This window comes from Chryseobacterium sp. BGARF1, assembly GCF_001677955.1.
Lineage (GTDB): Bacteria > Bacteroidota > Bacteroidia > Flavobacteriales > Weeksellaceae > Chryseobacterium.
Genome location: NZ_LELA01000086.1, coordinates 1 through 22469, shown reverse-complemented (window position 1 = coordinate 22469; position 22469 = coordinate 1). Strand labels below are relative to the sequence as shown.

The window sequence follows — 22469 nt, the reverse complement described above, 5'->3', positions numbered from 1 at the left end:
TGTATCGAGAATCAGTGAACTGAAGTACAAAACTTTTCTTCCCATCAAAAACTTCTCGATACGATTTTTTTCAAAAATCTACTCGAAGCGACGAAAATAAACCAAATGTACATCGAGCTATTAATTATTCAGGTTCTTCATTATTTTTCTTTCTCACAACAGCAGAATTCTTCGCTGCCTTTACTAACTCATTGACCTCTGCATAGGCATCTTTCCAATCGGGAACATCTTTCAGAGCGGTGAGCATATTAAGGTAAGACCTCAACGTTCTTTCTAAACTTCGGCGCACTGATGATGCACTTTCCATTTGCCGAAGACCGGCATTGGCTTCGGTCTGTTCTTCAAAAATATCTTCAAAATATTCATGCTTGGTTTTCATTTCTAAAAAAGCAATCGATAAGGACAAGTTGGCGATCTTCTGTGTATTTTCAGAACTTTCGAGCGCTTCAATCAGCTTTTTCATCTGTGCCGTTTGTGAAGAATAACTCATCCGGTCAAGGTCTAAACCAAAATGTACAAAGACCTGATATAGATCTTCAGCATCCTGATAATTAGGTACCGAAACGACCTGTCGATACCCATTGAGAAAAGCTTTTATAACACTGAAGGCAACATCTCTATCATGGTCTGCCGCTGCTACATCCTTCCCTTTTCCGCTAAAAGTTTTCTTGGTATACACCTCAGAATAATCTGCATAATGGGTGCTGAGCTCGTTCATTAAAGGATGATTGGTCAAAACCGGATATTTTCCGGAAGTAGAAACAGTGAGTGTTCTTTCTGTGAGCGTCGCCAAATCTTTGGTGCTCACTCTTTGTAGTGAAATTTTCATACGTCAAATGTGTTTTATGATTAATAATTAAAAAATTACTTCTATCAAATATAAAATAAATTGTATTTAAATACAAACACTATTGTTTGAACTCAATGTACGTTGATTGTAAGCACAAACACCCCTGTTTCAATTCAATGTCGATTGATTTTGAATGCAAACAACATTGTTTGGACTTTATGTAAACTGATTGTGAGGACAAACAAGGATGTTTTGACTTTATGTAGAGTGAGGTTTAAGAAAATTGAAGTGTTTTAATTTGAAGAAATTATTTTTTACTAGAATAGGGAAACCCGTAACTATTTTTTTTAAAAGTGTTATACATTTGATTAAATATTATTATAGATATGAAAATCAATGATCTTTTTCTATTATCACAAATTTTACGAATCGTAGCAGCTATTATATGTTATAATCAGGCAAAATGGCTTAACCGAGATGCTGGTTTTTGGGCTGTTTTAGGATTCTTTTTTCCAGTCATTTCAACAATTTTGATATTCTTTTTAAAAGCCATACCTATAAAAGTTAAAACTCTAAATGTTGCATTAAGGCCAGTTACAAAGTATTATACAGATTCTGGTATTATTGAAGTCGAAAATATTGGAGAAAGAAGAGTTTCAATAAATGGCAAAACAGCAACTGATGGAAAGTACGTTTTGAATAAGTTTGAATCTATTGAAGTTTTAAACGGTACTATATCATCTAATAATTAGCATAAAAAAAGAATTATATGAGAAAAGAATTATTTATTTTTCTAATTGCCTTGAGCAGTTTTCTTGGGGCACAAACTCATAGTTTTGGTAATCTGCAATATAAATTGTCGAAATCTGGCATCGTAAAAAATATCGACCAAATGCAAAGTATCACTTTTGGTAATAAAAGTCAAAATATAATAATGATTAATAAGATACCTAATATAAATTTACCGAACTTTAAGAATCTTGAATATAAAACCGACTCAATAAAAGATTTGTTTTTAAAAAATCAAATTGTGTTTATTGATGAAATTTTAAAAATCAAAAATAGTGACATTGAAAAATCAAATTTGTTAATGAATCCCCATTTCTTATTTAATGGCAAAATATATTTCATGACTTATTCGATCAAAAATATTATAGAGTCTAATAATAGAAGACAAATGATAATTGAATTTTATTTTATGATTCCACATTTTAATGAATCATATTTAATCGTCGTAAGTAGTTTTGATCAAGATTCAAATTTCGCATTAGAGTTAGAGAAATTAATGAATAGTTTAACTCTAAAATAAACTCTTGTCAAGGTTATTTTCACTCTGGATATTAACCTTGACAAGAGTTCTCCCAAGCTAATGCCAGCATCTTGCTCGTGCTCATCATAAAAGCGGACACAAGCGTGACGCTTGCACCAGCAGAAGTAAATCATTAAGACATATCAAAAAAGACCAGAAGAAATTCCAATCTTTTTCCTTTCCCAACATTTCATTTTTCAAACCATAACTACCAAAACTATTTAATCATTAAATTAGCGTCAAAATTTTTATCAATGAAGAACTACTTTTCAATGTTGTTGATGTTTTTGTTTTTTGTGGGAACTGCGCAAAACACACCGCCAAAAGACACGTATGTAAAAGACAATTATACCAAAAAGGAATTTTATATTCCGATGCGTGATGGTACAAAATTATTTACCTCGGTTTACATTCCGAAAGATATTTCGAATAAAAATAAATATCCTTTTTTGATGCAGAGAACCTGCTATAATATTGCGCCTTATGGTGAAAATGAATACAAACAAAGAATTGGTCCGAATCAGTTTTTAATGAAAGACAAATACATTTTTGTGTATCAGGACGTTCGCGGAAGATATATGAGTGAAGGGATCTTCACGAATATGACACCACAGGTTGAGAGAAAAACCAAGAAAGATATTGACGAAAGTACAGATACCTACGACACGGTAGAATATTTGGTTAAAAACATCAAACACAACAACGGAAAAGTCGGTCAGTTCGGAACTTCATATCCCGGATTTTATACTGCGGTAGGTACTTTGGCGCAACATCCGGCTTTGGTGGCATCTTCTCCGCAAGCTCCGATCTCAGATTTCTGGAACGACGATTTTATGCATAATGGAAGATTTATGCTCGGTTATTTTAAAACGTTTCCGGTTTTTGGAGTTCAGAAAACGAAAGCAGAAAACAAAGCCTGGTACACCGATTCTATGATTAAAGCCACTTCTGAGGACGGTTTAAAATTCTACAGAGATATGGGAACTTTAAAAGACGGTTACGAGAAATATTACAAAAATAATTTCTTCATGACCGAAATTATGGATCACCCCAATTTTGATGAATTTTGGCAGAAAAGAAATCTTTTGCCTCATCTTAAAAACATTAATCACGCAGTAATGACCGTTGGTGGATGGTTTGATGCAGAAGATCTTTCAGGACCTTTAAATATTTACAAAACGATTGAAAAAACAAGCCCGAAAGCTAAAAACACCATCGTGATGGGACCATTTTCTCACGGAGGTTGGGGACGCGAAGAAGGAAAACATTTTCATAATCAAATTTATTTTGGTGACAGCATCGCAACGTATTATCAGAAAAATGTTGAAACGAAATTTTTCAATCATTATCTAAAAGGAAACACAAAACAAGACGCAGGTTTGCCTGAAGCTCTAATGTATGATACCGGAGCAAAACAATGGCGAGAATTTGCAACGTATCCTCCAAAAGAAGCTAAAAAAGTGAACTTTTATTTAGCTAACGGAACTTTAAAAAACACTGTGCAACAAGGGTTTTCAGAATATTACAGTGACCCAAACAATCCAGTTTTAAGTTCTGATAATCTGAAAGACTTTAACGGATTCACGCCAAGAAATTATATGTCGGAAGATCAAAGATTCGCTGTCGGAAGACCTGATGTTTTGACTTTCACCACCGATGTTTTAACAGAAGACATGACGTTCGCAGGAGAAATTTTAGTTAAATTAAATATTGCTTCAACGTCAACAGATGCCGATTTCGCAGTAAAATTGATCGATGTTTATCCTGAAGATTTTAAACCTGCTGAAAAGAAAGACGGCGTGATTTACGGAAATTATCATCAAATGGTAAGAAGTGAAATTATGCCTGCAAGATTCAGAAACTCGAGAGAAAAAGGAGAAGCTTTGGTTGCCAATCAGAAAACTGCCGTAAATTTCAGGTTGCAGGATGTGGTTCATACCTTTAAGAAAGGACATAAAATTCAGATACAAATCAGCTCAACATGGTTTCCATTATTTGCCATTAATCCTCAGAAATTTTTAGACAATCCGAATTTTGCAACGAAGGAAGATTATACAAAAGCATTTATTAAAGTTTTTGAAGATTCTTCGATTGAGGTTGAGGTTTTGAAATAAATAAGAAAGCTGTTCGATTTGAACGGCTTTTTTTGTTTTAATTCTCTCGCAGATCTTGCAGATAACGCAGATTTTTTTATACAATCATCTGCAAAATTTGCTTAATCTGCGAGAGAAAAATTCTACATCCTATTTGTCATTATAAGCTTTGAGTTAAGAAAAGTTCATTCCTCCATCGATGTTGATGTTTTGAAATAAATTTTAAAAGCTGTTCGATGTGAACAGCTTTTTTGTTTTAATTCTCTCGCAGATTCTGTAAACGAGACAAAAAAATTCTAACTTTTTAACGCAAAGTTTTTAAGATTAAACTTATTATTTTAAGGAGCAAAGATTTGCGACAAGTCGCTGATTAATTTTGAGTAAAACATTCGCTTATTCAAATCAACTCTGTTGATCCTATCTTTGCTCCTTAAAAATATAAATAATCATCAATAAATCTTTGCGTTAAAAAAAGTTTATTGCTCAATTGTTCTAAAAGTCAAATTTACTCTTGGTGTTTTTACTTTTGTAGTTGGTGGAAGCCGGTGCAGCCAGTTTTCCTGCGTTATTCCTTTCATCACCAACAGACTTCCGTTTTCCAATGAAATATCAATTCTTTCTTTAGAAATTTTATGTTTGAAAGCAAATTTTCTTTCTGCTCCGAAAGTTAAAGAAGCGATTGCACCATGTTTTTTCAAATCTTTTTCGCCGTCGCTGTGATAAGCCATTCCTTCGCTTCCGTCGTGATACAAATTCAGAAGACATGAATTGTAAGTTTCACCGGAAACTTCTTCACATTTTTGTTTTAATTGCAATAATTCAGGAGTCCAGAGTTTTGCATATTTTGTCCGGTTTGAATAAGTGTATTCAAATGCTTTTTCACCAAACCATGCCACTTTTCTTTTGGTATAGATCAATTTTCCAAAGATGACCGCTTCATCATTTTCCCACGGAATTTGGTTGAATAAATATTGATAATATTTTTCGCATTCTTCATCAGAAAAGATCTTTCCGTAATAGTCTGTGATGCCGTCTTTGGGAAGGATATTGATGGGGAAATCTTGAATTTCGTCAAACAAACTCATCAGTTCAAATAATTTATAGATTAATAATTTAAACACAAATACTTCTCACTAATGAACACTTAAAAAATCTGTGAAAATTCGTGCAATCTGTGGGAGAAAATTACTTAGAGTAAGATAGAATCATCAGAATAAACCTTCGCACTTTCCCAGCCAATTATCAGTTGTTTTCTATCACTTCCCCACATATAGCCACCAATTTTCCCTGAAGATTGTATCACACGGTGACAAGGAATTAAAAACGCTACAGGATTACTTCCAATCGCAGTTCCTACAGCTCTTGAAGCTTTTGGATTTCCAATTTTATCGGCTAAATTACCATAGGTTGACAATTTCCCCATTGGAATGGTCAATAAGCTTTCCCAAACTTTAAGCTGAAAATCGGTTCCTTTAAGGTGCAATTTGATGGTATTAAGCTTTGTCCAATCTTTATTGAAAATCGACAAAGCGTTTTGCTGAAAATCATCCTTTTTTTCAAAAAAAGATGCATTGGGAAATCTACTTTGTAAATCTCTCAATGCATTTTCTTTATCTTCTTCGAAAGCCATATAACAGATCCCTTTTTCGGTGGAAGCTGTGATGATTTTTCCAAACGGGCTTTCAGAGAAACTATAATTGATATTTAAATTTTTTCCACCATTCTTGTATTCTGCAGGCGACATACCTTCAATTTTCACGAACAAGTCATGCAATCTGCTTGTGCTTGAAAGTCCGGTCTCTAATGCTGCATCAAATAGGGTGACTTTTTCTTCTTTCAGTAAACTTTTTGCATGCTCAAGACTGATGAACTTCAAAAATTTCTTCGGACTTGTTCCTGCCCAATCAGTAAATATTCTCTGAAAATGTGCCGGACTCAGATTTACTTTTTCAGCCACCTCATCCAAATTCGGCTGAAGCTTAAAATTGCTCTGAATAAATTCTATCGCTTTGGCAATTCTCTGATAATCTATTTCGTCTTGTGTGAACATTTCATTTTGTTTTGTATCACAAATTTCCAAAGAAAAACTGAAAGAAAAAATCCGTTTCGTGCGGAATTTTTGAAACTTTATAAAAAGTCTGTTTAAACTAATTTGAAATTTAACCACAAAAGGAACAAAAGACAATTATAAAGCTATTATTAGATAATCAAAGTACTCAAAAGAATAAAAAATCAAAGATTTTTAAAGACTTTTGTGTGCTTTTTTCTTGTTGCTCATTAACTTTAAATAGAAACTATCTAAATCTTTTGCCTCTTTTGTGGTTAAATAAAAAGTTTAAACAACTTTAAAGTATATTTTTAACACATAAGTCACATTAGTTTTAGTTTAAAACTTTGAAAATATTTAGAACACATCAGAGAAAATCAAAGATTTTCAAAGCTTATATGTTCTAAATATATGCAGTCAAATTAAAACTCTCTGTGACTTATGTGTTTAGTCTTTTACTATTAAATCAGTTTCCAAAGAATTTTAGTCTTTGTTGATGTGATAATAAGCCAACATTTTATAATATAGTTTTGCTGCTAAGAAAGCACTTGGTTTTGAATATGCAGAATCCATTAATTCAACAATATCAAAAGCAACAACGTTACATTTTTCGAAAACCTTTCTTAATAGTTCCAATGTTGGATACCACTGTAAACCTCCTGGTTCCGGAGTTCCTGTAGAAGGTGCGATTGAAGGGTCGAAAGCGTCCAAATCGATTGTAATATAAACGTTTCCTGAAACTTTTTCTAAAACATCATTTACCCAATTGTCATTGTTGGCAATTTCGTGAGCAAAAAATACTCTTCCTTCCGGTAAATATTCAACTTCCTCAACATCCATAGAACGGATTCCAACCTGAACCAAATTATGCTTTTGATTCGCTTCAAAAACCGCGCAAGCGTGATTAGAAGTAGACCCGTGGAATTCAGGACGTAAATCTGTATGAGCATCCAACTGTAAAACCGTCAAATTTTCAAACTTTTCACCTACTGCACGAATCGAACCGATAGAAACTGAATGTTCTCCACCAAAAAGAGTAAACAATTTATCTGTTGCCAAAAGCTCTTTTGTTTTCTGATAAACAGCTTCTGTCATTGCTTCAGGTGTAGAGTTTTCAGAAACTTCTCCAGCTAAATAAACTCCCTCCAAATAAGGTTCTATACCTGTTTCTATGTCGTAAAGCTCCATGTTTTCAGAAGCATCAAGGAATAATTCAGGGCCTTTGTCTGCACCTTTTCCCCAAGTTGAAGTTCCATCGTAAGGAACGGTTACCAAAACTACTTTTGAATTTTCTAATGAAGCATTTTCTTCAGGAATTCCTGCGTATGTTTTCATAATTTATAATTAAAAAATTAAATGATTTAAAGATTAAAATATTTGCGGCAAAGATAAGAAGAAGTTAGGAGAAAGCTGGAAGTTGGATGATGGAAGCCGGAAGTTTTTACTATTATAAATTAAATATCCGGATTTCAACTTCCTTCATCCTGCTTTAGGCTTCCCAACAAATTCCCTACCTTTGCAAGAAATTCAAAAATATGTCCTTAAAAGCTGTTCTTTTCGATATGGATGGGGTAATTGTTGATACAGAACCTCTTCATAGAAAAGCTTATTTCAAAACATTCAACCAGCTAGAAATCGAGGTTTCTGAAGACCTTTACACTTCTTTTACAGGAGCTTCTACCAAAAGAGTTTGTGAAACTTTAATTTCTGAGTTTAATTTAACACATACTCACGAAGATATTACCAATATTAAAAGAACTCATTTCAAAGATTACTTTTACAACGATGAAGAATTTGATTTAATTCCAGGTGTAAGGAAATTAATCGAACATTATTACGAAAACAACGTAAAATTAATTGTCGCTTCTTCAGCAAGTATGACCACCATCAATATGGTTTTTGATAAATTTGGTTTGGAAAAATATTTTAGCGGAAAGATAAGCGGTGCCGATCTAAAAGAATCAAAACCTCATCCCGAGATTTTCCAGCTTGCCGCAAAAATGGCCAACGAGCCGATTGAAAACTGTATGGTGATTGAAGATTCTACCAACGGAATTTTAGCGGCACACAAAGCGAATATTTTCTGTACAGCGTATAAAAGCTCTAACTCTCATAATCAGGATTATAGTTTAGCAAATGTTGTGATTTCAGATTATTCGGAAATCGAAGTTGATAAAATTTCTAAACATTTTTAAAATATAAAAGCTCTCCAAATTGGAGAGCTTTGTTTTTATCTTATTTTTTAATCAAAAACTTTCATCCAATACAATTTTGGTATTCAATATTTTGACATGCAATCGCTACTACAATAAGAGACAATATTACAGCGAGAAAAAATATGATAGGTAATTTTTTTAATGATTGGGTTTTGTTTTGAAGTCTAAAATTAATCCATATTACTATTAATGAATAAATACCCAAAAATGTAATCAGTGGATTATGCATCATCTCAAGATTACTTTTCGGATTAGACCATCCTCCTGTAGCTTCCAGGATAATAGGATATTCAACAATTTTATACACCAAAAAGATTAAATTAACTAGAAGAAATGCGAAGATAACATTATAAAATCTCACATACTTTTTAATGCTTTGAAAAAATTCTAACAAGATAGCGTAGGAAATAAGAATGCAAATGATAAGAACCTCAAAGCTCTCAATAGCAACAAAATTTGGAAGTTTCGTGTCCAAACAATACCCTTCGTATCCATAGTAAGACCTCATTCCAAAAAATGATATAACACCTACACTTAAGTATCCTAAAATAAAAGTAAGTATGATGAAGATTATTCCTATCGTTTTCCTCAGTTTCATTTTTTTTAAACAAATATAAAGATGTCTACATATTTTAAAATACAAAAATTCATCATCTTATGAATTTTAAATGCGAAAAGCTCCCAAATATTTGAGAGCTTTTTACAATAAGTTTTGGCTTAAGCCATTTGAATTTTATTCTATATTAAACGGGCTAAAGCCCGTTTAATATAGAATAAAATTATTGATATCCTAATAATTTTAAAATATCTTCAGGCTCCTGTCTTTCTCTAAAGATTTCATACTGGAATTCTCCATTTTCATCTTTCTGGATCAAGATATGTCTTGGTTGCGGCATCAAACAGTGATGAACTCCACCATAACCACCAATTGTTTCTTGATACGCTCCAGTGTGGAAGAAACCAATATACAAAGGTTTTGTATCACTAAAAACAGGCAAATAGATCGCGTTAGTATGCTGTTCAGAGTTGTAATAATCATCTGAATCACAAGTTAATCCACCTAAGAAAACTCTTTCGTAAGAATCTTCCCAACGGTTTAACGGCAACATGATAAAGTGCCTAGAAATTGCCCAAGTATCAGGAAGCGTGGTCATAAAAGATGAATCAATCATATTCCACTTTTCTCTGTCATTCTGACGTTTTTGAGAAATGATTTTATACAAATTGGCACCGCTTTCTCCTACTGTAAAACTTCCAAATTCAGTATAAATATTTGGTTCTTCTACTCCTTCTTCTTCACAGAATTTTTTGATCTGAGAAACGATCTCTTCGACCATATATTGGTAATCATAATCGAAATTTAATGAAGTTTTGATCGGAAAACCACCGCCAATATTTAATGAATTTACTTCCGGAGCAATTTTCTTCAAACGTGCATAAACACGAAGACATTTGTACAATTCATTCCAATAATAAGCCGTGTCTTTGATCCCAGTATTAATGAAAAAGTGAAGCATTTTCAGTCTTGCATTCGGATGTTCTGCAATTTTTTGGCTGTAGTAAGGAATGATATCTTTATATCCGATCCCTAATCTTGAGGTATAAAATTCGAATTTCGGTTCTTCCTCAGAAGCAATCCTGATTCCGATATCGAAAGTGGTATCGATACTTTCAGTTAACTTATCAAGTTCTCTGTAGTTATCTAAAATAGGAGTAATATTTTCAAAACCACTATTAATCATATCTGAAATTTTCGCCAGATAATCATCCGTTTTGAAACCATTACAGATCACCTCAATATTTTTATCAACTTTACCTTCTGTATAAAGCGACTTCACAATATCCATGTCGTAAGCGGAAGACGTTTCGATAGAAATATCGTTCTTCAAAGCTTCTTCGATCACAAATTTGAAATGGCTGGATTTTGTACAGTAACAGTATCTGTAGTTTTTTTTGTAATCGATCTTCTCAAAAGCTTCCTTGAACCAGCCTTTTGCTTTCTGAATATTTTGAGAAATCTTCGGGAGGTAACTTACCTTAAGAGGCGTTCCAAACTTCTCAACAACTTCCATCAAAGGAATATCGTGAAAAGACAAATTGTTCTCAGAAACATTGAATTCTTCGGTTGGAAAATACAATGTCTGATCAATAAGTTCCGAGTATTTTATTTTCATTTTCTAATGAGTAAATTAAGAATGCAAAATTGCTAAAAAAGTTTGATTTTTTAACGTTAAATTTATTATAAATTTATGCAGTTTTTCGACTAAAAAATTAGTCTTTGATCAATACGTGAACTTAAGAATATATTCGTCTCTTTTATTTTCAGAGATTCCCAATTTTTGATGAATATAAATATCAATTGAACCGTATTTTTTATTAATTTCTAAAAAGGCAGCTTTTAAATAATCTTTTTCTACCCAACTTAATTTTTCGATAACATTCAAATCCATTTTCGGGTATATAAAATGTAGATTATTGGCAAGATGAAGCCTTTTTTGTACTAATTGTTTGCGGTAATTGTTTGAAAGAAGATAATCGTTCTCAATCGTAGCACTGTCAAATTTTAAAATGGTTAAGATTAAAGCAGTTATTATTCCGGTTCTATCTTTACCTGCGGTACAATGATATAAAACAGGATTTTCTGAATCTAAGATCTCATGAATGATTTTTTTAATGGTCTCCGGATTTTCTGTGACATAGTTTTTATAAAAATCCAGCATTCTTTCATTCGCATCAGAACCTTTCACTTTTCCTTTCAGAACAAGCGTTTTCGCCTGATCCAGCTGATCGCCTTCATCTTCAAATGCAGAATAATTTTTATAATCTACATTTTGAGGAATTACATCGGGTCTCTGCGAAATTTCTTTAGAATTTCGCAGATCAATAATTTCTTTAATTCCTAAATTTTCAAGAGTTTTAATTGATTTTTTTTTAAGCTTATGAAGATGTGCACTTCTATAAAACTTTCCTTCTTTTAAAATTCTACCATCGATATTTTTGATATTTCCAATTGTTCTAAAATTGGTAACTTTCTTAATTTCAAGCTGTTTTTCAGTTTTTGAAATTCCGTATTCTGGTGCAGAAAAAGTTTGTGTCTTACATGAAAAAACACAGGAACTAATAATAACTAGAAATGATATTTTTATTAATTGTTTCAATATATTTCAGGATATTCTATTTCATTAATTCCAACAAAAAATAAAAGATTTCCAGATCCATATTCAATAGAGATCTCATCTTCAGCTGCAAAATTACGTGTCCCGATTCTTGATATCATGCTTAAACTATCATTTGTTAATGGCCAGTTCAGCCCTTTTGTCGTAATATTTTCAGCTGAAGGAAACGGATACAGAGAGATCATTTTACTTTTAACATTTTTCAGCGTGAAATTTTTCGGAATAAAATAATATTCAGAAAACTCATCATAAAACTTTATGTTTAAATTATTCTTAAATGAATAAGCGACCGTAAGATTTCCTAAAAAATGATCCTGCTCGCCTCCACTTCCACCTAGCACATCAACATTCTTGAAACCTTTTTCAAGTATGATTTCTAAAGCTTTATGAAAATCTGTTTTCTCCTGATCCAGTGTAAGAATAAATTTATCCTGATACACATTTTCATCTGATCCAATATGAGAATCAAAATCACCAGAAATAAAATCTAGTTTTTCTAAAGGAAAATTGAGTTCTTTCAAATAATAAAAAGCACCATCAGTACAGGCAATCAAATTATATTTTTCTAAATTAGGGAAAGATTTGGGCGCATCACCATTGATGAAAAGAAGTACTTTATCTTTCATTCGGATTCCAGTATTCTTCCGGTTCGTTGTTGATTTTTGAGATATATCTTGCCAAAACAAATAGATAATCAGAAAGACGATTCAGATATTTAATCAATTCAGGACGTACTTCTTCAGATTCATTTAAGAATACTAATGAACGTTCCGCTCTTCTACAAATCGTTCTTGCAGCATGTAAAAAAGTCGCCGATTTTCCACCTCCCGGAAGAATAAAGTATTGAAGAGGCTCTAGTTTATCTTCAAAACCATCCATCCAATTTTCTAGTTCTTCAATTTCAGTATCAGAAATAATCAAAGGTAGACGAGATTTTCCGTTAGCCAACATCAGTTTATCAACCGGAGTTGCCGCCTCAGAACCTACTGTAAACAAATCAAACTGAATTTTTTTCAATTGTTTCAAAACTTCTTCATCAGTGATATGACTTTTAGAAATTCCGATAAAAGAATTCAGTTCATCAATATTTCCGTAGCTATCAACTCTTGCGCTGGCTTTTGAAACTCTCGTACCGCCGTATAAAGCGGTCTGCCCTTTATCTCCTGTTTTAGTGTATATCTTCATAGGTGAATTTTCGTTATTCTTAAAACCATGCGTAATCATGGTGATTTCAGAAGACTAAATTACTTTTTTAAAACTATGCTGACAAATGTTTTGGGGTAAGTTTAAAGCGACGTTGTTTACAGAAAGCTTTTACTGATATAAACCCATTATTAAATCTTATGAATCCTTTTAAATTGTGATGATAAAATAAGATCAATTTCGATATTTTTTATTTAATTTTAAATCACCAAATCATAAATAATAATTATGCAAACCAATCAACAATTAAGCGACTTAATAGCGCTGGATCTGGGAATCAACCTGATTAACAGAAGACCTTACGCAAAAGAAGTTTTTAAATGGCAGGATATCGAGCTTCTTCCCCATTCGTCAACCGATACTTTACTTTGTGAAATCTACGAGTGGAACGGACGAAACTGGCGCACAACCAATAACAATCTCATCGGTTATTTGTTTTCAGGCGAACAATTGAATACGGTAAAAAATCAATTATTAAATACTCCAAAACATACGGCATTAATCCCCGATTTTGAATTTACAAAAGACAGCATGATCGAATACGGTTTATCGTTACCCTCTTTATTTAACATTGGAATTAACGGCAACATCAACAGTGCAAAAAATTTTTCCATCCGAGTAAATGGAGTAACAAAATCGAGGATCACCAATATAGATTCGCCTGGAATTGAAATTTTGAAAAGCTTTTCAGAATTTACACAGTCAAAATCTAAAACTTATAGAAAGAACATCAAATTTAATTACTTGAGTATCTCTCTATTTTATGCTGAAAGTGTAGAAATTTTTCTTGAAAAAGAGTCAGGAGTGGCTTTGGATGTCAGTTTTCAGACCACCAATGTGAATGTAGAAGCAAAAGTGGATACCGATACCAAAAAACATTTTGTTTTAAAATATTCCGGAAACCAAGCTCCTTTTGCAGCAAAGTTTACGAAAGGAAAAAACTTTGATGTAGAATAAGCTTTTTTAGTTATGAGTTAAAAATTATGAATTATGAGTTGACTGAAACCGAAGATTTCTTTGAAATCAACTCATAATTCATAACTCATCATTTTAAACTTTTTTACCTGTTTAAAATCATTGCAGCTTCTTTTGCTGCATAGGTGAAAATCATATCTGCTCCTGCTCTTTTGAAGCAAGTTAAACTTTCAATGATTGCTTTGTCGTTATCAAGCCAGCCGTTTTGAGCAGCAGCTTTCAGCATTGCATATTCGCCACTTACATTATAAACAGCAATTGGTAAATCAATGGCTTCACGTACTTTTGCGACAATATCCAAATACGGAAGTCCTGGTTTGATCATAATAATATCTGCACCTTCTTCCACATCTTTGAAAACTTCATTTAAAGCTTCACGGGAATTGTGAAAATCCATCTGATAGGTTTTTTTATCTTTCGGAATTTCCATATCGTCTTTTGGCGCACTGTCTAAAGCACTTCTGAACGGTCCGTAAAAAGAACTTGCATATTTTGCCGCGTAACTTAGAATTCCCACATCATGAAATCCGCTTTCTTCCAAAGCCTCACGAATTGCTAAAACTCTGCCATCCATCATGTCGCTCGGTGCCACAATGTCAGCTCCGGCTTCAGCATGTGACACTGCCATTTTTGCCAACGCATCATTGGTAGCATCATTGATAATTTTTCCGTTTTCAATGATTCCGTCGTGACCGTAAATTGAGTAAGGATCTAAAGCAACATCAGGCATAATCACCATTTCAGGCACCGCATTTTTAATTGCTTTGATGGTGTTTTGCATTAAACCATCTTTATTCCACGCTTCTTTTCCGGTGTTATCCTTTAAATCATCAGAAACTTTCATATAAAGATTAACCGCCTTTACTCCTAAAGAAAATAATTCTTTACATTCTTTTACCGTAAGATCAATGCTTCGCCTGAAAATTCCGGGCATTGAAGGGATTGCCTCTTCTTTATTTTCGCCTTCCATTACGAAAATAGGCATTACAAAATCGTTGACTGAAAGACTGCATTCTCTCACCAATCCTCTCATCGATTCATTCACTCTTAGTCTTCTGTTTCTAGAATATATCATCTTTGGAATACTTTTTGAATAATTTATTGCAAATTTAATATAAGTTCTACAAAAAACTATTGCAGATGATTATAGAATTTATTATTTTTGTTAGTAATATTTAAGCAAATATATCGTTGATGAAAAAACTTTTACTTTTATTTATATTTATTGGCGCTACTATTGGGTTTTCTGATAATCTGAAAGCACAAATAAAAGAGCCAACTTCCACTAATCAAAAATCTGATGACGGTGTGCTTACTGCATATCCTAACCCAGCGAAAGATTTTTTGATGGTGAAAGCTAAAGATACTTCGTTAAAAATAAAGAATGTCACATTTTATTCTATATTAGGAACTCAGGTTGCTACTTATAATGTAAACAGTAACAGTTCGGAAATAAATATTCAGAGATTGAAACCCGGAAAATATTTAATTAGATATATTTTAAGCGACAATACACAGAAAGTTACTCAAATAGTAAAGCAATAATATTCAAAATCCTGATAATAATCAGGATTTTTTCTTTTAGCACATTTTTTTTCAATTATTCCGTAACTTTCGGGATATTTCATAACTAATTGTAAAAACAATTTTAATGCTAAAAGCTGAACAAATTACTAAAACCTACAATGCCGGAAAAAAAACCGCATTAGAAGATTTTAGCATACACGTTCCGAAAGGAAGTATTTATGGTCTTCTAGGGCCAAACGGAGCAGGAAAAACATCATTCATCCGAATTATCAATCAGATTACACAAGCCGATTCAGGAAACGTTTTCATCAACGGAGAAAAATTGAATCCTAATCATATTAAAGACATCGGTTATATGCCGGAAGAGCGTGGCCTTTATAAAAATATGAGTGTTGGTGATCAGATTCTTTATTTTGGAGAACTGAAAGGAATGAAGAAAAGTGATGCTCTGAACGAAGCAAAAAAATGGTTTGATAAACTGAATATCGATCAGTGGTGGAAAAAGAAGCTTTCTGAATTATCTAAAGGGATGGCTCAGAAAATCCAGTTCGTGGTAACCGTTCTTCACAGACCACATCTTTTGATTCTTGATGAACCATTTTCAGGTTTTGACCCAGTGAATGCCAATTTAATTAAAGATCAGATTATTGAACTTAAAAATAACGGAACGACAATTATTCTTTCTACCCACAGAATGGAAAGTGTGGAAGAAATGTGTGATTATGTGGCTTTGATTAATAATTCTAAAAAAATAATCGACGGAAGAGTTTTTGATGTTCGCGAAAAATTCAAAAAAAATATTTTCGGAATTACTTTGTCTGAAGTCAATAATGACCAGTTTGTTCAGTTTAAAGACAAATATGGAATTTTCAACATGACTAATGAAAACAATTTGGTTTCTTTTGATCTGAAAAATGAAGCAGACCAAAACAGTATTCTTTTAGACTTGGTTAATGTAGGAAAAGTAAGGTCTTTCGATGAAAGAATTCCAAGCATGAATGAAGTATTTATTAATGCGGTAAGCAATCACTCTTAATTTTATGAACAATATTTTTTTAATTACAAAAAGAGAGTTTCTTACGCAGGTTAAGAAGAAATCTTTCATTATACTTACTTTACTGGCTCCGTTGATGATTATTGCATTTGGAGCGGTTATAGGATTTATGTTTAAAGCCAATCAATCTCATAATGTGATTGAAGTTGTAGACAACAGCGGATTGTTTAAAGGACAGCTTAAGTCTGATGAAAAAATCAATTATATTTTTATTCCTTCGGCTGAAGAACAGGCTAAAGTTAAAAACCTGAAAGGCAACGAAAGTCTTGACGGAATTTTAATTCTTCCGGCTTTATCAGGTGACAATCTTGATGACATTGAAAAAAACACAAGATTGGTTGTGAATACCAAAATTGGTCTTGATACGAAACAGCAAATTATTTCAGACATTACGAATGTTATTAAAAAAGAAAAAATAAAGCAACTTGGTATTCAGGAAGCACAACTTGAAAATTTAGATAAAAGTTTTACCTTAAAAACCATCAACGTTTCTGAAGACAATAAAGAAGATTCTGATTTGGCATTTGGTGTAAAAAGCGTTCTGAGTATGGTTTTGATGTATGTGACGTTCATGTTTATCTTAATCTATGGAGTTAGAGTAATGAGAAGTGTTTTAGAAGAAAAAAACAACCGTGTAGTAGAAATTATCATCTCTTCTGTTAAGCCTTTTGAGCTGATGATGGGGAAAATTTTAGGGGTTACGATGGTTGCTTTAACACAATTTATTGTTTGGATTACCATGTCTGTAGTTGGAGCTTTAGTTTTGAATACGGGTTTTTCTTCAATTCAGAAAAATATTCCTGGTGGAAATGAAGAACTGATGAGTAAGCTTGATATTGCGCAAATGGCAACACAGGTATCTCACAGCTTATTGGAGATGAATTTCCTGCTGATTATTTTTGTATTCATTGTATTTTTCCTATTGGGATATATGTTTTACAGCTCTGTTTATGCTGCAATTGGTTCGGCTGTCGACAATGAAACAGAAACACAGCAATTTACTTTATTTGCCATTCTTCCGCTTACTTTAGGGATGTATGGAAGTATTTCTGTGATTAATAATCCTGACGGACCGGTTGGTTTCTGGATGTCGATGATTCCGTTTACATCTCCCGTTGCGATGGTTGCAAGAATTCCTTTTGGGGTTCCGGCGTGGCAGATTGCTTTGTCGATGGCTTTACTTTTGGGAACTACTATTTTCATGATCTTCCTTGCCGGAAAAATCTACAGAGTAGGAATTTTGATGTATGGAAATAAAGCGACTTTAAAGGAAATCTGGAAGTGGATCAGAGGGTAAAACGTCCATTTTATCAATAATAAACAAAACTCCCGAAACAATTAAGTTTCGGGAGTTTTTATGTTTTGAATGAAAAAATTCTATTCGAAAATATAGCTAAGACTTAAGCTTAAAACCTGTTCAGATTTCTTCTTCACCGTATTAGGATCTTTGGTAAAATCCTCAATAAGATTAGGAAACGCATTAGAAATTCCTAAATCATATTTTAAGGCCAATTCTAACTGTCTTTTGTAGCTATACCCTATTCCTGCACCAATGGCAAAATTAAAGCTATTTGCTTTACCGCTGATCTTCGGATACTCAGGAACGGTTACATCAGGATCATAATAAGGTCTTCCAGCAGGAACATTCTTCACATTCTGGCTAAGCAAGAAGTTGAATCTAGGACCAATTATTCCAAAAAATTCTGATTCTGCTTCAGAAAAATATCCTTTAAAATAAATTGGTACACTTAAATAGTTATTAGCATATACTGCGTTATAACCATCCGCTCCTTTTGCATTTTTATCTTTCCCTGACTCTCCGGCTCCGTAATAGGTAACCTCGGGTTGCAAATAAAACTGATTTGCACTTCCCATTGGAATTAGAGCTAGCACCCCACCCTGAAAAGCAAATCTTGCTCCTGAAGGATTGTGTGCATTTTTAACTCTGGAATAGTTTGCACCTGCCGTAAGACCGAATCTTGTACTTCTTAAATCGATTTGTGCGAACGATAAAAAAGAAAAGGCCAATGCAGATGTTAATAAAATTTTTTTCATATCATATTTGTTTTTGCTTATCCTAAGATTTTTGCTACAGTAGCACCAATATCAGCAGGAGAATCTACAACGTTGATTCCGTTTTCTCTCATGATTTCCATTTTTGCCTGAGCTGTATCTTCATCACCACCAACGATTGCACCAGCGTGCCCCATTGTTCTTCCTTTAGGAGCAGTTTGTCCTGCGATGAAACCTACAACTGGTTTTGTAGAACCACTTTCTTTATACCATCTTGCAGCTTCAGCTTCAAGACCACCACCAATTTCTCCGATCATTACAACCGCTTCAGTTTCTGGGTCATTGATGAATAATTCTAACGCTTCTTTAGTAGTCGTTCCAATAATTGGATCACCACCAATTCCGATTGCAGTAGAAATACCGTAACCAGCTCTTACAACCTGATCAGCAGCTTCATAAGTAAGAGTTCCTGACTTAGAAACTATTCCTACTTTTCCTTTTTTGAAAACGAAACCTGGCATAATACCAATTTTAGCTTCATCAGAAGTGATGATTCCCGGACAGTTTGGCCCGATTAATCTAGTCTCTTTGTCTGCAATATAAGATTTTACTTTTACCATATCAGCAACAGGAATACCTTCTGTAATACAAACGATTACTTTAATACCCGCTTCAGCAGCTTCCATAATAGCATCTGCAGCAAATGCAGGTGGTACAAAAATAATACTTACGTTAGCTCCAGCTTTAGATACAGCATCAGCTACAGTGTTGAATACTGGTTTCCCTAAGTGCTCGCTTCCTCCTTTTCCTGGAGTAACACCACCTACTACGTTGGTTCCGTATTCGATCATCTGACCTGCATGGAAAGTACCTTCGTTACCTGTAAATCCTTGTACAATTACTTTAGAATCTTTGTTTACTAAAATTGACATTTTATTGTTTTTTAAATTTATTTATTTTAATGCTCACAAATTTACTTATTTTTCTTTGAATTTGAATAAAACCTTAATGCGAATCTTGATTACATTTTATGATATATATAAGGTAGGTAAAATAATGAATTAAAACTTTAAATCTTTAGATAGGAAATAATCTTATTTAAACCAACCTTAAATCCCACACAAACCAATGGTTTTCAAATAAAAACAATACAATTAAGTATTTTCATCATTATAAATTAATCAAATATCAGAATATTAAAATTTGAAACAAGAGGGATTTTCTCTGCTTTTAGAATATAGGATTTATTATTCTAAAAATTATCAATCAATGCTCTGCATAAACTATTTTGACCTCCCCAAAACTCTACTAGCTGTATAAAAATAACATCGGTGCCTGACTGAATGTCATCTCAACTGCTCGGAAAACAATCTGGTTATTAAATAATACAATATGACGTTTAAGGAAAACGGTCTTCTATAAACTGAATATCATCTGCTACCCACGGAATGCCCCATGTAATATCCGGAATACCATCTGTCTGCCTCAGAAAATAATCTGTATGAGGAGAAAAATCATCTCGCTTATTCAGAAAGAAATATGACGGTACTATTTTTCTAACAGCATTATTCATTATGTCTTTTACCGCAAAATAATCAAAAGAAATGATTGAAAAATGAGGGCATCAAAAGTTTACAAAATATAAAAAATTAATTCTATCACTCTTTTTATTGGCTAATGAAAAACTAAAACCTATTAAAATCTTTAATATATTTCAGCTTTTAATCATCATGTTAAATTCATTGGTCGTTTTATTATTCCGTAAGAATCTGGATATATTAAAAATATCTTAGTCTAGATTCCTACGGAATGACAAAAAACTGTTAAACTTCGCTGATGACTAATATTCGTTTTTTTTTAATGCCTTTGTGATTAATATTCCACTTGCTGTATTTTCAAAAAAAAGAATGTCTGATAAAAATATCAGACATTCTTTTTATTTCTGTGATGGAGTTTCATTAGTATGACGTGTTCCGAGATCAGATGTTTTACGGGAAATCTTGTAGTTCCCGTGAAATGAAGGATTAAGAATATCATACTTTTTCATGAGCCTATCGAGCTTCAACAAACATGTTTCCAGTTTTTTAAATTCTATTTTCAGATCCTGAGTGGCATTTTGGGTAGTATCTATACTTACTCCTGCGTCATACGCTTTGGCATCAAAATTATTAATTGCAGTCAACCATTGAGATGCTTCGGAAGCAGTAACATAGTTGGGATCAAGATTTCCGATCTTATTACTAACCACAGTGTAGAGATTATTGCAATAAATTTTTGCTTCTACCCCGGTCATGTTTTTAATTTTAGATTTGCTTGTGGTAAGCTGTTTGCTTAGCGGGCTGTCTTTATCATCAAAATAATCTGCCGCGGTATTAGCATATGCCACCGTAAGACCAACCATTAATGTTCTTGCATCTGTTTTTAAGCTGGTGTTTGCCGTGGTATCTGTCGTTTGAACGGTCGCTAAATTGTCGAGATTCTCTACAATAGAGTTCAGTTCTGCAATTCTTATTGTAAGAGGATTGTTACCTGCATATTTTGCCTGATTAGCAGAAAAGAATTGTCTCAGAGTTTTGGCCATGTTGAGCCTGTTGGATTGTTTTGTCGTCATTGTGTTTTATTTAATAATAACAAATGTAGAAAATGTTTTCAGATAATTCAACATTTCATTACAAAACAATTAAAAACCCAAAAAATTCAACTTCATCATTGCTAAATCAGTTTCTTCCAAATTATTGATTATCCTTCAATTTTCAAAGTCTTACAATAATTATATCGCTAACAATTTTATTTAATCTAAAAGCATATTCCTACTTCATATCAATCAGTATAAATAAAAAAAGTACTCAACCGTTTTTGAGAATTATTGATTTTTTATTCTTTTGAGAACTTTGATTATCTAATAACCGGGGTTTGATTAATAATAGATTTATAATTGTCTTTTACTGCTTCATCGGTTAAATCTAAAATTAGTTTAAGTTCTTATTGCTTCATAAAGTAATGCGACTTCTTTTGTCGCAATAGCAGTTTATCTTCGCAGAAACAAACCCATTAATCATATTTGTATCCAACATTTGTGACATGTATTTAAAAAAGTTAAATTCGCAAAAAAATAATAATCAAAAACTCCAAATCATGAAAAAACTCTACATGAGTGCATTTCTGATATGCACAACAGCTGTATTCTATACTCAGGAAGTAGTATGGCAGAAAGATATTAAATCCTCTACTCAGGATTTTCTTTCACAAGTTACCCCAACAGTCGATCAGCAATATCTTATTACGGGTAGCAGTATTCAGGTGGCAGGTAAACCTGCAGCGCCATCTGCTTCAAAGCAGAACAACGGCTACGATTTTCATTTAGTCAAACTCAATCAACAAGGTGAAGAAGTCTGGGAAAAGTATTTCTCAGGACAGAATCATGACTTTTTATCGGCGACGGTTGCTACACAGGAGGGAGGATTTCTTTTGGCAGGAACGTCGCATTCAGGAAAAGGTTTAGATAAAAAAGAAGCTTCAAAAGGAGGATCTGATATCTGGCTGATCAGAATCAATGAATTCGGAGACGAACTGTGGCAAAAAACATTAGGAACGGCGCAGGATGAAGAAGCAAGATCTGTGATCCAGACCGCAGATCTTGGATTTATGGTCGCCGCGAATGTTCAGAATGCCGCCAACGGATTCGGTTCGAAAGATGTGACCGTAACAAGACTTGATAAAAACGGAAAGGTACTTTCAGAATTAGTATTAGGCGGAAGAGGTTTAGATGAAGTGGAAAAAATGATTCCTACTCCAGATGGAGGAGCGTTATTGGGAGTTTATTCGAGGAGTTCTGAGTTTCGTGATACGGGTTCTGAGTCGCGTGGTTCGGGTTCCGGTAACGAAACCTCGAATCCCGTATCACGAAAATCCAAATCCAGCCCCAATTTCGGAGAGGGCGATTATTGGGTCATCAAGCTCAGTAAAGATAACAAAGTTGAATGGGAAAAGAATTTTGGAGGTAAAGGTGATGATCATTTGAGAACCATGGCTTTTACGTCTTCAGGATATATTATTGGTGGAGAAT

At 33.3% G+C, this 22469-nt stretch carries 21 protein-coding genes and 1 pseudogene; 9 read left to right on the top strand and 13 right to left on the bottom strand.

Annotated elements, in window-relative coordinates:
* Positions 1–124: 124 nt before the first annotated feature.
* The gene (locus tag AB671_RS16465; RefSeq protein WP_066680782.1) at positions 125–829 is read right to left on the bottom strand and encodes a DUF6261 family protein; all 705 of its coding nucleotides are present in this window, start codon (positions 827–829) and stop codon (positions 125–127) included.
* Positions 830–1176: 347 nt separating this feature from the next.
* On the opposite strand from AB671_RS16465, the gene AB671_RS16460 reads away from it, so the two are divergent.
* The 3 genes from AB671_RS16460 to AB671_RS16450 all read left to right on the top strand — a co-directional run bounded on the left by AB671_RS16460 (position 1177) and on the right by AB671_RS16450 (position 4213).
* Positions 1177–1542 (top strand): hypothetical protein, encoded by a 366-nt coding sequence (locus AB671_RS16460; RefSeq protein WP_066680783.1) that lies wholly within the window; start codon positions 1177–1179, stop codon positions 1540–1542.
* Positions 1543–1559: 17 nt separating this feature from the next.
* A complete protein-coding gene (locus tag AB671_RS16455; RefSeq protein WP_066680785.1) occupies positions 1560–2099 on the top strand; it encodes a hypothetical protein in 540 nt (179 codons plus the stop codon).
* Positions 2100–2353: 254 nt separating this feature from the next.
* Positions 2354–4213: a CocE/NonD family hydrolase gene (locus AB671_RS16450; protein ID WP_066680787.1), complete on the top strand. Its 1860-nt coding sequence runs from the start codon at positions 2354–2356 to the stop codon at positions 4211–4213.
* Between the two features lie 455 nt (positions 4214–4668).
* On the opposite strand, the gene AB671_RS16445 is transcribed toward AB671_RS16450, so the two are convergent.
* The 3 genes from AB671_RS16445 to speB form a co-directional block, all read right to left on the bottom strand.
* Complete coding sequence (locus tag AB671_RS16445) at positions 4669–5277, bottom strand: alpha-ketoglutarate-dependent dioxygenase AlkB family protein (protein WP_066680789.1); 609 nt, start codon at positions 5275–5277, stop codon at positions 4669–4671.
* A 104-nt stretch (positions 5278–5381) separates the two neighbouring features.
* Entirely contained in the window at positions 5382–6242 is an 861-nt protein-coding gene (locus AB671_RS16440; protein ID WP_066680816.1) for a bifunctional helix-turn-helix domain-containing protein/methylated-DNA--[protein]-cysteine S-methyltransferase, read from the bottom strand.
* Positions 6243–6722: 480 nt separating this feature from the next.
* Entirely contained in the window at positions 6723–7574 is an 852-nt protein-coding gene (speB, locus tag AB671_RS16435) for an agmatinase (RefSeq protein ID WP_066680790.1), read from the bottom strand.
* Positions 7575–7774: 200 nt separating this feature from the next.
* Between speB and AB671_RS16430 the strand changes: the two genes are divergently transcribed.
* Complete coding sequence (locus AB671_RS16430; RefSeq protein WP_066680792.1) at positions 7775–8434, top strand: HAD family hydrolase; 660 nt, start codon at positions 7775–7777, stop codon at positions 8432–8434.
* A gap of 800 nt (positions 8435–9234) precedes the next feature.
* Here the strand turns inward: AB671_RS16430 and AB671_RS16420 are convergent.
* The 4 genes from AB671_RS16420 to AB671_RS16405 form a co-directional block, all read right to left on the bottom strand.
* Positions 9235–10629: an arginine decarboxylase gene (locus tag AB671_RS16420; protein WP_066680796.1), complete on the bottom strand. Its 1395-nt coding sequence runs from the start codon at positions 10627–10629 to the stop codon at positions 9235–9237.
* 108 nt (positions 10630–10737) lie between these two features.
* On the bottom strand, positions 10738–11613 hold the full coding sequence (locus AB671_RS16415; protein ID WP_066680798.1) for a tyrosine-protein phosphatase: 876 nt from the start codon (positions 11611–11613) through the stop codon (positions 10738–10740).
* Positions 11610–12257, bottom strand: a complete 648-nt coding sequence (locus AB671_RS16410; RefSeq protein ID WP_066680800.1) for a thiamine diphosphokinase — start codon at positions 12255–12257, stop codon at positions 11610–11612. The genes AB671_RS16415 and AB671_RS16410 overlap by 4 nt, the downstream gene beginning before the upstream one ends.
* A complete protein-coding gene (locus AB671_RS16405) occupies positions 12247–12816 on the bottom strand; it encodes a cob(I)yrinic acid a,c-diamide adenosyltransferase (RefSeq protein ID WP_066680818.1) in 570 nt (189 codons plus the stop codon). The genes AB671_RS16410 and AB671_RS16405 overlap by 11 nt, the downstream gene beginning before the upstream one ends.
* Before the next feature lie 246 nt (positions 12817–13062).
* Between AB671_RS16405 and AB671_RS16400 the strand changes: the two genes are divergently transcribed.
* The gene (locus AB671_RS16400; protein WP_066680802.1) at positions 13063–13791 is read left to right on the top strand and encodes a hypothetical protein; all 729 of its coding nucleotides are present in this window, start codon (positions 13063–13065) and stop codon (positions 13789–13791) included.
* A 103-nt stretch (positions 13792–13894) separates the two neighbouring features.
* Here the strand turns inward: AB671_RS16400 and hemB are convergent, their stop codons facing one another.
* Complete coding sequence (gene hemB, locus AB671_RS16395) at positions 13895–14884, bottom strand: porphobilinogen synthase (RefSeq protein WP_066680804.1); 990 nt, start codon at positions 14882–14884, stop codon at positions 13895–13897.
* A gap of 119 nt (positions 14885–15003) precedes the next feature.
* Between hemB and AB671_RS16390 the strand changes: the two genes are divergently transcribed.
* The 3 genes from AB671_RS16390 to AB671_RS16380 all read left to right on the top strand — a co-directional run bounded on the left by AB671_RS16390 (position 15004) and on the right by AB671_RS16380 (position 17687).
* Positions 15004–15354, top strand: coding sequence for a T9SS type A sorting domain-containing protein (locus AB671_RS16390; RefSeq protein ID WP_066680807.1), 351 nt, complete (start codon positions 15004–15006; stop codon positions 15352–15354).
* A 106-nt stretch (positions 15355–15460) separates the two neighbouring features.
* The gene (locus AB671_RS16385) at positions 15461–16372 is read left to right on the top strand and encodes an ABC transporter ATP-binding protein (RefSeq protein WP_066680811.1); all 912 of its coding nucleotides are present in this window, start codon (positions 15461–15463) and stop codon (positions 16370–16372) included.
* Between the two features lie 4 nt (positions 16373–16376).
* Entirely contained in the window at positions 16377–17687 is a 1311-nt protein-coding gene (locus AB671_RS16380) for an ABC transporter permease (RefSeq protein ID WP_066680812.1), read from the top strand.
* An 80-nt stretch (positions 17688–17767) separates the two neighbouring features.
* Here AB671_RS16380 and AB671_RS16375 read toward each other — a convergent pair whose 3' ends face one another.
* The 4 genes from AB671_RS16375 to AB671_RS16365 all read right to left on the bottom strand — a co-directional run bounded on the left by AB671_RS16375 (position 17768) and on the right by AB671_RS16365 (position 21014).
* The gene (locus tag AB671_RS16375; RefSeq protein ID WP_066680813.1) at positions 17768–18445 is read right to left on the bottom strand and encodes a porin family protein; all 678 of its coding nucleotides are present in this window, start codon (positions 18443–18445) and stop codon (positions 17768–17770) included.
* A 17-nt stretch (positions 18446–18462) separates the two neighbouring features.
* On the bottom strand, positions 18463–19335 hold the full coding sequence (gene sucD, locus AB671_RS16370; RefSeq protein ID WP_066680814.1) for a succinate--CoA ligase subunit alpha: 873 nt from the start codon (positions 19333–19335) through the stop codon (positions 18463–18465).
* A 467-nt stretch (positions 19336–19802) separates the two neighbouring features.
* Entirely contained in the window at positions 19803–19976 is a 174-nt protein-coding gene (locus AB671_RS22330) for a hypothetical protein (protein ID WP_157444231.1), read from the bottom strand.
* A 363-nt stretch (positions 19977–20339) separates the two neighbouring features.
* Positions 20340–21014, bottom strand: coding sequence for a hypothetical protein (locus tag AB671_RS16365; RefSeq protein ID WP_066680815.1), 675 nt, complete (start codon positions 21012–21014; stop codon positions 20340–20342).
* 524 nt (positions 21015–21538) lie between these two features.
* Between AB671_RS16365 and AB671_RS16360 the strand changes: the two are divergent.
* Positions 21539–22469: pseudogene (locus tag AB671_RS16360) on the top strand (T9SS C-terminal target domain-containing protein); the annotation flags it as partial.